General features: G+C 45.6%; 10 protein-coding genes. 7 read left to right on the top strand and 3 right to left on the bottom strand.

The genetic code is table 11. The features are described from left to right. Positions 1 to 573 (top strand): DUF502 domain-containing protein, encoded by a 573-nt coding sequence (locus tag T426_RS0102060; RefSeq protein WP_027585206.1) that lies wholly within the window; start codon positions 1 to 3, stop codon positions 571 to 573. A gap of 102 nt (positions 574 to 675) precedes the next feature. Here the strand turns inward: T426_RS0102060 and T426_RS0102055 are convergent, their stop codons facing one another. Both T426_RS0102055 and T426_RS24850 read right to left on the bottom strand, forming a co-directional pair. Further along, positions 676 to 1,101, bottom strand: a complete 426-nt coding sequence (locus T426_RS0102055; RefSeq protein WP_025862875.1) for a QcrA and Rieske domain-containing protein — start codon at positions 1,099 to 1,101, stop codon at positions 676 to 678. 191 nt (positions 1,102 to 1,292) lie between these two features. Continuing rightward, positions 1,293 to 1,709, bottom strand: a complete 417-nt coding sequence (locus tag T426_RS24850) for a QcrA and Rieske domain-containing protein (RefSeq protein ID WP_159103280.1) — start codon at positions 1,707 to 1,709, stop codon at positions 1,293 to 1,295. Positions 1,710 to 1,985: 276 nt separating this feature from the next. Between T426_RS24850 and kbl the strand changes: the two genes are divergently transcribed. Then, on the top strand, positions 1,986 to 3,176 hold the full coding sequence (gene kbl, locus T426_RS0102045) for a glycine C-acetyltransferase (RefSeq protein ID WP_025862873.1): 1,191 nt from the start codon (positions 1,986 to 1,988) through the stop codon (positions 3,174 to 3,176). A gap of 80 nt (positions 3,177 to 3,256) precedes the next feature. On the opposite strand, the gene T426_RS24845 is transcribed toward kbl, so the two are convergent. Then, a complete protein-coding gene (locus T426_RS24845; protein WP_025862872.1) occupies positions 3,257 to 3,841 on the bottom strand; it encodes a DedA family protein in 585 nt (194 codons plus the stop codon). Positions 3,842 to 4,049: 208 nt separating this feature from the next. Here T426_RS24845 and T426_RS0102035 point away from each other — a divergent pair, with 208 nt between their 5' ends. The 5 genes from T426_RS0102035 to T426_RS0102015 all read left to right on the top strand — a co-directional run bounded on the left by T426_RS0102035 (position 4,050) and on the right by T426_RS0102015 (position 13,464). Further along, positions 4,050 to 4,499 (top strand): hypothetical protein, encoded by a 450-nt coding sequence (locus T426_RS0102035; protein WP_025862871.1) that lies wholly within the window; start codon positions 4,050 to 4,052, stop codon positions 4,497 to 4,499. A 45-nt stretch (positions 4,500 to 4,544) separates the two neighbouring features. Next, positions 4,545 to 6,467, top strand: a complete 1,923-nt coding sequence (locus T426_RS0102030) for a 4Fe-4S binding protein (protein WP_025862870.1) — start codon at positions 4,545 to 4,547, stop codon at positions 6,465 to 6,467. Positions 6,468 to 6,614: 147 nt separating this feature from the next. Next, positions 6,615 to 9,341 carry a YCF48-related protein gene (locus T426_RS0102025; RefSeq protein ID WP_159103279.1) on the top strand — a complete coding sequence of 909 codons (2,727 nt, stop codon included), beginning with the start codon at positions 6,615 to 6,617 and terminating at the stop codon, positions 9,339 to 9,341. A gap of 166 nt (positions 9,342 to 9,507) precedes the next feature. Further along, positions 9,508 to 12,219, top strand: coding sequence for a TonB-dependent receptor (locus T426_RS0102020; protein ID WP_025862868.1), 2,712 nt, complete (start codon positions 9,508 to 9,510; stop codon positions 12,217 to 12,219). Continuing rightward, on the top strand, positions 12,220 to 13,464 hold the full coding sequence (locus T426_RS0102015; RefSeq protein ID WP_025862867.1) for a DUF4876 domain-containing protein: 1,245 nt from the start codon (positions 12,220 to 12,222) through the stop codon (positions 13,462 to 13,464).

The raw sequence follows: 13,464 nt of genomic DNA, 5'->3' as shown, positions 1-13,464 counted from the left end.
ATGAAACGTATTACAACCTGGTTCCTGCAAGGGCTGCTGCTAATAGCGCCACTAGCCATCACCATCTATGTTATCTTCATCGTATTCAATTTCATCGACGGATTACTGCGCGCCAACCTCGATGCCTGGTTTGGAATAAGTCTGCCGGGATTAGGTATCCTAATCATATTTGCTTTTATCACCCTCCTGGGAATGTTTGGAAAAACCATCATTGCCCGGCCGTTGACCCGTTTTATCGACAAACTGCTCGAACGGGCACCGTTAATTCGGGTCATCTATTCGTCACTGCGCGATCTCTTCTCTGCCTTCGTGGGGAAGGAGAAAAAGTTCAACCAACCAGCCATGGTGCTCATCAATCACGAAAATCAATTGTGGAAAATGGGATTCATCACCCAGGAAACACTCGAACAGATTGGCCGGAAGGAATTAGTGGCGATTTATTTCCCACACTCTTATAACTTCTCAGGCGAGTTGTACATGGTTCCCACTTCCAGCGTTCATCCCATCGACATCAATCCGGCTGAAGCCATGAAATTTATTGTCTCGGGCGGAATAACGCGGGTGAATTCATAATATAGAATCGACACCTTCTCTTCCCGGTAGGAATTAAAAGGCAAAAAAAACCGCTCCCCTAACGAGCAGGGAAACGGGAAAGAGAGGACTATACAATTTTTTTCAGGCGCCTTTTACAGTGACGGTCTTGGCCGTAGCATCGTAAGTAGTTTGATACTTAGCCAATGGACTGCCAGCCGGTCCACGCATCACACTACCCGAAGTAGAGAATACCGAACCGTGGCAAGGACAATAGAAGTCTTTCTGCGAAGATTGATACTCCACCAGACAACCAGCATGCGTGCAAATAGCCGAAAGCGCAATAAAATTGTTACTTCCCGTATTCACCACAATGGTACTGCCAACAATCACCGAGCCTCCGCTCTGTGTTAGCTGACTGTACTTCGAATTGGTCAAATCAAGTGTGAGGTCCCCTGTTAACGGAGCCCCTGCACTGGCCGATTTGGAACACGATGCCAAAGCGGCAGGAACAACCATGAGTGTTCCGGTTCCTAAAAACATTTGCTGAAGGGCTTTACGTCTTTCCATAAATCATTATTTAGACTCATTAAATACAATAGCAATATGCTGAAAATGAATAAGACGAAAAATTAAAACCTCCTTAAAAACTACTGAACAATAAATTATGAACGAACCGGAAGCAGGACAAAACAAGAAAACCCGGAAAAATTTCCGGGCCGAGGTCAACATTACAGAGGGGGAGATTATGAATTGTAGTCTTATGAACGATCAATGGTCAGCGTATCGCCGTTACGCGTCACCTTATACTTTGGGAGCGGTTTCACAGCGGGTCCCTGGAGTACGCTGCCGTCGAAAGCAAATTCCGATTGGTGACACGGACACAGAATGTCTTTGTTCGTTTTATCGTACTCTACCGTGCATCCCTTATGGGTACAAATACTCGACAACGCAATGATACCATCAGCAGCAGTATTGATAATAATGGTATTGTCGGTTACCACAAATCCCCCCTGCTGTTTGAGCGGTGCATTGGCAGCATCAGCCAGGTTTACCGTCAGCTGAGAATTGTCTGCGCTTTTCTTTTTAGTGTTTCCGCATGCAGCCAGGGCGGTGGGTACCATAAAGAGTGTCGCACTCCCGGTTACCATTCGTTGTAAGGCTTTACGTCTGTCCATAAATTTATTTTTGTTGAGTTTCCAACTTATCCATACGCAACCGAACATTAAAAGTTGGTCCGGAGACATGGGTTTTTTGTTAAAAAAAGTGAAATCACAAATTATCCTTTCGTAGAAGTCTGCGAAACGTTCTTTGCTTCCCTGCCAAATATCATCCCTCAAACCGTGAATTTTCCGTTATTTTTGTAATTGATTTTGGACTGACCAATAGCAGGCCGGTAAAACAGAGAGTATTTTCTCCACACAATTCGACAAACTTTTTATACCATAAGTATTATGTACGGCAAAATAAAAAATCACCTGCAACAGGAACTGGATAACATCCGGGAAGCGGGTTTGTACAAAGACGAACGCATTATTGTTTCACCGCAAAGTGCGGTTATCCATCTCGAAGACGGTAAGGAAGTACTAAACTTTTGCGCCAACAATTACCTGGGCTTGTCAAACCACCCGCAGTTGATTGAAGCGGCTAAAGAGGCGCTCGACAGTCACGGTTTTGGGATGTCATCCGTCCGGTTCATCTGCGGTACCACCGATTTGCACAAAATGCTGGAGCGGAAAATCGCCGAATTCTTCGGCACCGAGGACACCATTCTCTACGCCGCTGCATTCGATGCCAACGGCGGAGTATTCGAGCCACTTCTTACGGATGAGGATGCCATCATCTCCGATTCACTGAACCATGCCTCCATCATCGACGGCGTGCGGTTGTGTAAGGCACAACGCTTCCGTTACCAGAATGCCGATATGGCCGATTTGGAAGAGCAACTAAAAGCAGCTCAAAAAGCCCGCTTCCGCGTCATCGTCACCGACGGTGTATTTTCTATGGATGGCAACGTAGCTCCCATGGATAAAATCAACGAACTGGCCGAGAAGTACGATGCCATGGTAATGGTCGACGAATGTCACTCTGCCGGAGTGGTAGGCGAAACCGGTCGCGGTGTAACCGAGTTGTTCAACCTTCGCGGGAAAGTAGATATCATTACCGGAACATTGGGTAAAGCTTTCGGTGGCGCCATTGGCGGTTTTACTACCGGGAAGAAAGAAATCATTGAGCTGCTGCGCCAACGTTCCCGTCCGTATCTATTCTCCAATTCGCTGCCGCCGGTAGTTGTTAATGCGGGAATCCGGATGTTCGATATGATGGCTGAAACCACTGAACTGCAAGACAAACTGCATGAAAATACGGAATACTTCATGGGTAAAATGCAGGCAGCAGGCTTCGATATCAAGCCCAGCAAGTCGGCCATCTGTGCTGTAATGCTGTACGATGCCAAATTGTCGCAGGAGTTTGCTGCCAAACTGCTGGAGGAAGGTATTTACGTGATTGGGTTCTATTATCCGGTTGTCCCGAAAGGTCAGGCTCGCATTCGTGTTCAGTTGTCAGCCGCCCACGATAGGGCTCATCTGGACAAAGCCATTACTGCTTTTACCAAAATTGGAAAAGAGCTGAACGTGTTGAAATAACACACCATCATATATAAATACGAAAGGCTGCCCGTTTAGGACAGCCTTTTCTGTATGTCTTAAGTTCTCAAACCGATCAATTACTTTTTTCTTACTGTAATGTATTTTACAACCAATCTGGAAACAAAATGAGTTACCACGGTAAATACCAACAAGCCACCAATCATTCCCAGTTGCCAGTACTTCATTTTTCCGTCGAGCAAGTCGGCGGACTCGGAAAAGAGGTAACCCGCAATTCCGATAACCGCAATCCAGACAATGGTTCCGGGAATATCAGCACGCAGAAAGGTTTTCACATTGATACGGGCCGCATGCAGACGCAACAAAGTGGGCCGGTGCATTCCGTATAAAAATTTAGAACCTACAATACTTAGTATTGGCTTTCGCCGGATAAAGTGGTCAATGGTTTTAGGCATACGCTCCGACAGACGTTGTACGAATGGTACGCGCATTAGCAACTTTCCTCCATAATACCAGAGCAAGTCACCTGTAAGGACACCGGCGATAGCTACCACGATAGTATAAAACAGTTGCAGCTCCTGTTGATTCACCAAAAAGAATGCTGCAAACAGAATACTTTCCCCTTCAATCAGCAACCCTACAAAGAGGATTACATAAATCAATGGTGTCCAGATGTGAAGCTGTTGTGTTAATATTGCATCCATGCCCGAAATAAATCAAAATCTTTTCCATACAAACGAATTATATTACCTTTTCGTACTCCAAATCTGCATCTAAATGTTATTTTTTCTAAAAACAGATACATAATGTTAATAAGTGATACTATTTATCTATATAATATGGCAATCGCCGGTTGTTTTGAATCGAAATTCACCAATTTTTATTTCCTTTGAAATACGTTCAAGTATTAACATGAAAATTTCATTATTAATCATATTACTGTCAGGCTTAGGATTTCTTTCCGCCTGTCACCGGGTCGACAAAAAGGCGGCGCAAACAGAAGGTGAATACCTAATGACATTGGAAAAGGCGAAGGCAGGTCCACGCGATACGACCGCTATTTCAGCCAAAGAGTTTCAGCGAAAATTAGGCTGGGTAAAGGAAGGTACAGAAGGATACGCTGTCGTAACCGCTCCGATTAATGGTCATTATTATGGCCGGCCAATCAAAGCACGTGTTATTCGCAAAACTGACAGGGAACTGAAACTCCGTTTTCTGGAATCGGTAATGGTTGCTCCGGCTAAAAACTGCCCGGCAGAAGTAAAGAGCGGACAAACCTATTGGGAAAAACGAGGGGCTTTCTGGCAAACGCGTGAAGAAGCCCGCCAATACCTGAAAAAACACGGCTGGCTGGGGGAATAACCCGGCAACATTATACAACAAACCGACTAACTAACAATTAACCTGATGTTCAAAAGGATCAAATCGCTCCATCCGTGGCGCGAATTTTTCCGCTTCGGCGTCATTGCCTGGATTCTCTATCTCGTTGTACGTAGCTTCTTCGACCGGGCATTTCAACCCGATTACGAAGCTTACTGTCCTTTCGGCGGTCTGCAGGCAGCTGCCAGTCTTTTCGAACAGGGCTCGCTGGCTTGCACTATGAGTAGTGTGCAAATTGTCATGGGAGCAGTTCTCGCCATCGGTGTTATTATTTTCAGCAAATTATTTTGTGGCGTAGTCTGTCCGCTGGGAACCATTACCGAAAAACTCTCATCGCTGGGGCGGAAATGGAAATTGCAGGTAAAACAAGTCCCTGAAATTGCTGACAAGTTCCTTCGCAGCCTGAAATACATCCTGCTATTTGTAACCGTTTACTACACCGTTGGCAGCAGCGAACTATTCTGCAAGACATACGACCCATATTATGCAGCCACCACTGGCTTTGGCTCCGATGTGAATCCGTTGTGGGCTGGTATCGCCCTGTTGGTCTTCATTGTGACCCCCATTTTTATCCGCACTGCCTGGTGCCGGTATCTCTGTCCGTTAGGTGCAGTCTCCAATATTTTCAGGTACTTCCTCATGTTCAGCGTGGTGACCATTGCATACATTTTGACCAATGCAGCAGGATTACAACTATCATATGTCTGGCCGCTGGCTGCCGTGACCATTTTAGCCTGGTTATTCGAAATTCAGCGAAAGGCCAGTTTCCCGTTGCCGTTACACCGAATTACCCGCAACAACAACACCTGCAATAACTGTGAACAGTGCACCGATAGCTGTCCGCAGGGCATCCCGGTAGGAAAATTAACAGAGGTGCGCCACATTGATTGCAACCTTTGCGGAGCCTGTGTAGCTTCCTGCCACAAACAAAAGAGTTTAACCATCAATCACCGCTACCGCGAATGGTATCCGATAGCCATTGCATCCTTACTAATCGTTTTAGGCTTGTTTTTGGGCGCTTCGGTACGTATCCCCACAATCGAGCAGCAATGGGGAGAGACGGCAGATATGGAAAATGCATCAACGATGACCCTCAGCGGACTTGACAATGTGAAATGCTACGGAAGTTCCATGGCTTTTGCTTCCGGGATGAAGAAGGTGAATGGTGTGCTGGGCGTTGCCACTTATGTAGACAACCATTCGGTCAAAATTTGGTACGATGCCAGCAAAGTGACCCCCACCGATATCAGGAAAAATATTTTCACCCCCGTTCGACGTCAAATTAAACCCGTTCTGCCAGAGGTCAAAGAACTCGGCGTGATAACAGCTGGCATCGACCAATTATATGACATTTACGACGCCGAATATTTGCAACATCTCTTGCTGCAAAATTTACCGGCAGTTTACGGTTTCGAAACAACGTTCGATTGTCCGGTGAGGGTAAATATCTATTACGACAAGAGAACCAATATTGGCCCAAATACGCTAAAAAAAATTATCGAAAAGCGAGAAATACGCATCGAAAACGGACTGAATATCCGGAAGGTAAAACTCAATTATCAACTATCGGGTACAGCCATTCAAGACACCTCCATTGCACGAAATGACTTTATAAAAACGATGTTTATTCCCTTTCGACAAACTTTTAGCCGGTTTGAACAAACGCCGATAAACTTAATTGACACGTTACGACTGAAATACAACCACCCGGGAGAAAGTAGTTACCAACGAATGCTTCCTTACCTGACAAGTCACCTATCAGTTCACCCGCCCGTTTTGGGAATAAGAACAACCATTGTACAGAATAATCCGGAACTTCAAATCTTTTTCAACAAAAAAAAGGCAAGCGCGAACCAAATAAATGAATGGGCAAATGCCGATATGCTGGAAATACATTATGCCAATGGAAAAACGGGTTCCAAAAATAATCCATTTCGTTCCGAAAATTAATTCTTTAACATATACGTTTCTCTTTCAGGGATTTGAATTTTATCCCTGAAAAATATGATGTCCAAATTTTTAACATTAAATTTGAGCGATTGGTTTTTCCCTCAAAACCGCAATTTAGTTTTTGCTTTTTACCTAAACCCGACAGCAATGAAAGGATTTGCACTTTTCATCCTGATTGTTACGCTTTTTGTTTTTTCTCCTTCCGTATATGCCCAATGGATTCCGTATGATACCGGAACCGGCAAAACATTGATGAAATTATATCCGATTAGCACACAAGAAGCGATGCTTTCCGGAAAGGATACGCTGCTTATGAAGACCACTGATGGTGGAAATTCCTGGACACAGGTGCAACTCACGCTGCCGCAGAAAATTCCGTACGATTTCATGGATATTTCTTTTTCCGAGCAGTTGAACGGCTACGTAGCCGGAACAAAAGCGAAAGATTTATCCGGAGTTTATCAGAACGGAACCATGCTGCACACTACCGACGGTGGCGACACATGGACTCCTGTTCCTCTGAGTGCTTTCAGCGATGGTTCTTCCAATATAACCACCGATCCGATGGCAGGTGAAAAGGCCAACTTTTCATCGGTAGTAGCTTTAAATAGCGATACCATTCTCACATCTCTTTCCTGGGCCGATCCGGCTACCGGAACAACTTACGGCTACATCTTCCGAAGTACCGATGCCGGAGTGAGCTGGCACATTACTTCGCCCGATTTTGGCCGCTCGACAATCAACCGAATAGCATTTAATGCCAGCAGAGGTTATGCAGTCGGTTCGCTGGGCGCTTTTCTCACAACAACCAACCGTGGCGATTCCTGGAACGATCTTTCAAGCTCAACACTTGGCTCACTCAACGATATTATTCCTGCGCTCGGTGACACAGCTGTAATTGCCGGTCAGTATGGTGTTTCCACAACCGTAGATGGCGGAACAACAATCGTTCCCAGCGACAGCATCATTTATGCGTTCGATGCGTTCGTGCTGAACGATACCACATTCCTTTCCATAGGAGGCCGTGATACCAAAACGGCCCGCACAATCGATAAAGGAAAAACGTGGCAATCGGCCAATATTGGACAAAATACCACACTCTTTCATCTCGACGAATTCGCCGGCAAAGTTTGGGCTTTAGGCAGCAATGGAATCATGGAACACATAGGTCCCAATGAAATTTTGGATCCAAAAGCAGATTTTACCTATACACAAACGGATAACGAATACGCCTTTACCAATCAGGCCGAGAATTTCGGAACGCTGACATGGGATTTCGGTGATGGTGTTGTTATGGATGGTATAGACCTCACGCACAGTTATCCCGCCTTTGGGGCATACGACGTCACCCTTACGGCGACCAATGCTGTTGCCAAAGTGACATCTGCAGCGCAAAGCGTTGCAGTGAATAATATCACCAGCCTCTGGACGCAGGTTCCTATCAATTCGAATACACACCTGGCCAAGTTGGTTCAACTGAATGACCGCTCTGCAGTACTTCTTGGTCTGAAAGGAGAGATTTTTAGAAGTACCGATGGAGGATTGACCTGGCCTAAAGTTGTAGTAAGCGATTCACTTTCAGCCTACACTCCAATGGATATGAAATTTGAGGCAGACAGTACACATGGTTACATTTCATACTACTTTGGAGGAAATAACAACTTTATTATAGCCACATCTGATTCAGGAAAAACCTGGAGCCCGCTGCCTTTGTCCAATTTCTCGGACGGCTCAGGAAATTATCTCACAGATTTGGTAGCCGGAGCCAATATCAAATTCATGCCATTAGCTACAGTCGGTGATACGGTTTATACCGCTGCTCGCTGGACTAACCCGGCTGACAGCAAGGAATATCATGGCTTCATATTCAAATCAACTGACCATGGAACCACCTGGACGGAAACATCAGACGATTTATACAGCGGTTACACATCCTATCTGTTCGCCATGGAATTTTCGGTTGACGGAAAAACCGGGTACTTAGGCGGAAATAAAACCATCTGGAAAACGAACGATTACGGCAAAACCTGGACAACAATAGCAGATGCTAACATGGGAGTAATTTCCGATATTCTGGTTATCAATCCTGATACAATATATATGTCCTCTTCAGCCGGTATGGTAGCCAGTACAGACGGCATGGCGACATTCAATTTACTCAGCACATCGGTACTAACCGATATGATTCAGGTAGGTGACAGCACGCTTATTGCCGGAAAAATCGATCAGTTGATTCAAACCTCAGATGATTGGGGAACCACCTGGGAATCGGCAGATGCCGGCCGGCCGGCCTATTTTTACGAACTGGCCAATTTCGGCGATAAAGTTTTCATTCTATCCAACAGTGCTTTATATTTCAGTCTGCAAGATAACTTCCTCAAACCTAAAGCCGGGTTTGAAATGCTGGCCGATGGGAAACAGGTGACTTTCACCAATACATCGACAAATGCCATTAACTATGAATGGGATTTTGGCGACCAATCGACCAGTAATGAAGTTGATCCCATTCACGACTATGCTTTCGACGGAACATATCAGGTAAGTTTAATTGCCTCGAATCGTACTGCACGCGATACAATTACTGTGGATAATGTCATTATCGATACAGCAGTCGATACGCCATTGGCAGACCAGATGAATGTGTACCCCAACCCGAGCAGCGACGGTCGTTTCATGTTAAATCTGGGAACATCGGATAAAACGTATGAAGTTTCGGTTATGAACCTGACCGGATCAACCATCCTGAAAAAAGAAGTACATTCCGGCGAAAATAACCTGGCCGTTTCCCTGAGCAATAAACCCGCGGGTATTTACCTACTGCAGGTCAGCGATAATTCCGGTCATCCGAAAACATTTAAGTTGATCCGGAGATAGCGTTGTAATTTTATGATAAATAATTATAGACTTCCGTTTCCTAACTGAGAAATAAATATTCTCATAAACACTGATCTTCCATGGAATTTCAGGTTTCATGCTGTTAAAAACATGATGTTTCGATAAATATTATTTTATTTGCTACCATCCTTGTTTTTAACCATACATGACAGTTCACTTCAAAAAATACATCTTACTTATCTATTTCTGGATAATCAGTATTCCTGTACTTTTTGCGCAGGCAAATGAAGGCGAATTGTATGGCAGAATTATCGGGCCCGACGGAAAAGGGATATCCGATGTATCCGTTATCAGCAGCGAGACAGGGGAATGGAATTTAACAGACAGTCTGGGGAATTATCATCTAAAAGTACCTACCGGGAAATCAGAAATCATCATCCGCCACCTCGGATACCATCCTAAAGCATTTGCGATAGACATTTCTCCCGGTCAGTCCATTCAGCGAGACATCAACTTACAGATTCAATCCCTTGGTCTCAAAGAAATAAAGGTTTTAGCCCGAGAGAACGAGCAAAGTCTGACCTCTGCCACCACGATAGGGCAGCAAGCCATCGAACTGGTTCAGGCCACCAATCTGGGCGATATCCTACAACTTCTTCCCGGACGACCGGCACAAAATCCCGACCTCAATTCAGCCGGGCAAGCACAGTTAAGAGGAACCGGTTCCTCAACCGAGGATAAGATTGATGCACTGGGAACGGCCATTATTGTCGATGGAACACCTCTTTCAAACGATGCGAACTTGCAAGTGAGCAACACAGCCACCATTGGTGCCAACGGACTTTTCTCAACTGTAAGTGGTGGAGGAATCGACCTGCGCGACATTCCCGCGGACCAAATCAGTCAGGTCGAAGTCATTCGCGGAATCCCTTCCGTGCAATACGGGAATCTCACGTCAGGTGTTATCCGTGTGGAAACCACACAGGGCAAAGCTCCCTTTCGAGGGAAAGTTCGTCTCGACCCAACCACACAGGAAGCCAGTTTAGGAAAAGGAATTGCTTTGGGGAAAAGCAACCAGACACTGAACATCGGATTTGATCTCACACATTCACAGCAGGATTTACGTATTCCCGTACCCACTTATAACCGGGCTACAGCCAATATCAACTGGGATTCGCATAGCGACAACCAGAACTGGCGAAACCAGGTGAATCTTTCCTTCCTGTACGCAAAAGATCAGGATAAAGGAGACAAGAACGCTGCATTGGAAGAAAATCGATATGCCAGCGATAAAGGATTGCGTTTAAGTACGAAAGGTGAAATCAAATCCGGCGAAAAAATACTGAAGAGGCTAACCTACAAGGCGTCCCTTTCCATGCGGAATCAGGATGCCTACAATAAACAACTCCGTTCAGGCGAAGCACAACCTCTGCCCACAAGTCAGGTTGCAGGAACATTCGAAGTTCCCTTTGCTCCCGCTGAATACTACACGGCCACACGCATCGAGGGCAAACCAGTGAATTTTTTCGCGTCACTCATTCAGCATTTCGCTGTAAGCGGAGAAAAAGTCCGCGACCGTTTTTTTGTCGGAGCCGAATGGCGAACCGATGTCAATCACGGAAATGGAAAAACATTCGACACAGGTTATCTGCCACCGTCGTCATACCGACCAAGATCTTATAACGATGTTCCGGCACTGAATCAGTTTTCACTTTTTGCCGAAAATACTTTCACTTTTCCGTTAGCAGGAAAATCAGTCCGGTGGCAGGCAGGTATCCGGTTCGACAATGTGCAACCCGACGGATTATTTAGAAGTGGCTTCGACACGAAATGGCAGCCGAGAACAAATTTAACGTATCAACTATTCCCGTTTTTACGCCTTCGCGGAGGTTACGGAATCACGGCCAAGGCTCCTTCCCTGGTATATCTCTATCCCGAAGCGGCTTACTTCGATGCGGTCAGCTACATGTATTATTCGGCTACCTATCCCGATGAAAGTCTGGCGTTGATGACCACCCGGGTTTTCGATGCAAAGAATAATCAACTGAAGTTCATGACTAACCGGAAAGCAGAAATTGGAATTGACTTAAAAGGCGGAAAATGGAGCGCTCATACTACCCTTTTCAACGAAAACACAAGGAATGCCTATTCATTTACCGATGTGTCGGCCGCATTTCCATATCCGGTGTACGACACCTATTTTTACCTTCCGGGAAACGGGGAAAAGCCACAACTCGACGAAGTGAATGTTGATACATTAACGTACCGGAGTGCTTATCTAAAACCGAATAATTCGCTGAACATCGACCGCAAAGGAATCGAATTCACAATTCAATCACCCCAAATTACCCAAACAGGCACCTCCTTCAATCTAAGCGGTGCCTGGTCGACCAACACATCCTGGAGTGACGCCCCGGACATACTCGAAATTAGCCGGAATTTCCCGAACAATCCCAACGGATACATGGGGCTATACGAGTCAAACAAGACCCGGCGTGAACTATTTCTGACAACTTTTCGCATTGTTCAGCACATTCCGGTACTTCGGTTTGTGGCAACGGTTGCGCTGCAAAATAAATGGATTTACAAATACGAATCAACTTTTCGGGGCTCCGTCCCGGTAGGATATATTGATGAAAACGGCAATACAATTCCCTTGACTTCCGCACAGGCGGAAAACGATTTTCCATTTCTGATACGAACGATCGATCCGGTAACCTATGAAACGGTTAACCGCCCGGCATTATGGAATCTCAACCTGAAACTGGCAAAAGAAATCGGGAAGAATTATCGTTTCTCGTTTTTTGCCAATAACATGTTTATGCACAACCCGGCTTACGCGAACAATCGCACCGGATACATTGAAAAACGAAATCCCAATCTCTATTTTGGCGGAGAACTGGCATTTCACTTTTAAATGAAAAGACTAAAGAACATAGGATTTCTTTTGCTCTGGGCACTGCTCTTACTGACCGGATGCCGCGATGACAAATTCGACATCGAGCCACAGTTGTACGATATTTCGATTCAGTTATCATTACCTGAAAACTATTCTGGTGGCTCACCTGAAAATACAACCGTTCGGTTGATTAACATCGATAACCAGTTGGCGAGTGAAGGTGTGACGGATGCCAATGGACAATGTACGTTTCATAAAGTAACTTCCGGGAACTACCGCCTGTGGGCTGGTAAAAAGTATCCAGCAGCCGAAGCACGCTCGTTGGGGTCATCATTAGTCACCGATCGAGATATTTTGCAAAACCGGGATGTTTCACTCAACTACAGCCAGGCCGGTATTACCGTAACCGGGAATACAGATTTAGGTAGTAAAACACTGAAAGAAAGCCTGGCCGGCTTACTGGTGATCAAAGAGTTGTATTACACCGGTTCCCGGACACCCAATGGAAAAGCCTACTGGTCCGATCAGTTTGTCGAAATCTTTAACAACAGCGATGAAACCATCTACCTCGACAGCCTTTACATTGCCAGTGTTTACGGCGCCAGCGGAAATTCGACAGCCATTGCTCCTTCACCATATGCCAGCGTGCAGGACAGTGTTTTCCTCGACTTTGTCTGGATGATTCCCGGAACCGGAAAGCAACATCCGTTGGAACCGGGAAAAAGCATCGTGATTGCCCAGGATGGAATGAACCACCGGGACGACCCGAACGGAAATCCAAACAGCATCGACCTGTCACACGCCGATTGGGAAACATTCCTTTACCGTCCCGACAAACAACGGGATATTGACTTTGCCGAAGTACCAAATCTGACTGAAATCTTCGCCAGCATGCAGTCGACGTTTGATTGGATTTTCAGTAGTTACGGAACCGGGATAGTCATTTACCACAACTACCAGCCAAGTGAAGTCCATTTTGTTCCCCGCCCTAACGACACCAAGGGCAGGACATTAATGGTTATTCCGGCTGAATGGGTACTTGACGGCGTGGAAGCACTGGCTTCGGCAGATGCCGGAGCGTACCACCATATACCTTATTCTATCGATGCCGGCTTTGTTTACTGCGATGGGAACTTCAACCTGCAAAGTTGCCGGCGAAAGATTGAACAGGACCAAGATGGTCGCATCATTCTGACGGATACCAATAACTCAAGCGAAGATTTTGAAGTGATTCCATTTCCAACCCCCGGCACGTTTAATTAG

It is taken from the genome of Prolixibacter bellariivorans ATCC BAA-1284, assembly GCF_000621705.1.
Taxonomy (GTDB): Bacteria; Bacteroidota; Bacteroidia; order Bacteroidales; family Prolixibacteraceae; genus Prolixibacter; species Prolixibacter bellariivorans.
This window is presented reverse-complemented; position numbering and strand designations above follow the sequence as displayed.

Coding starts and splice junctions, on each gene's coding strand:
- T426_RS24845 (WP_025862872.1), bottom strand. CDS start 3,841: ATGGATGCAATATTAACACAACAGCTTCACATCTGGACACCATTGATT.
- T426_RS0102020 (WP_025862868.1), top strand. CDS start 9,508: ATGACAGTTCACTTCAAAAAATACATCTTACTTATCTATTTCTGGATA.
- T426_RS0102055 (WP_025862875.1), bottom strand. CDS start 1,101: ATGGAAAGACGTAAAGCCCTTCAGCAAATGTTTTTAGGAACCGGAACA.
- T426_RS0102030 (WP_025862870.1), top strand. CDS start 4,545: ATGTTCAAAAGGATCAAATCGCTCCATCCGTGGCGCGAATTTTTCCGC.
- kbl (WP_025862873.1), top strand. CDS start 1,986: ATGTACGGCAAAATAAAAAATCACCTGCAACAGGAACTGGATAACATC.
- T426_RS0102035 (WP_025862871.1), top strand. CDS start 4,050: ATGAAAATTTCATTATTAATCATATTACTGTCAGGCTTAGGATTTCTT.
- T426_RS0102025 (WP_159103279.1), top strand. CDS start 6,615: ATGAAAGGATTTGCACTTTTCATCCTGATTGTTACGCTTTTTGTTTTT.
- T426_RS0102060 (WP_027585206.1), top strand. CDS start 1: ATGAAACGTATTACAACCTGGTTCCTGCAAGGGCTGCTGCTAATAGCG.
- T426_RS24850 (WP_159103280.1), bottom strand. CDS start 1,709: ATGGACAGACGTAAAGCCTTACAACGAATGGTAACCGGGAGTGCGACA.
- T426_RS0102015 (WP_025862867.1), top strand. CDS start 12,220: ATGAAAAGACTAAAGAACATAGGATTTCTTTTGCTCTGGGCACTGCTC.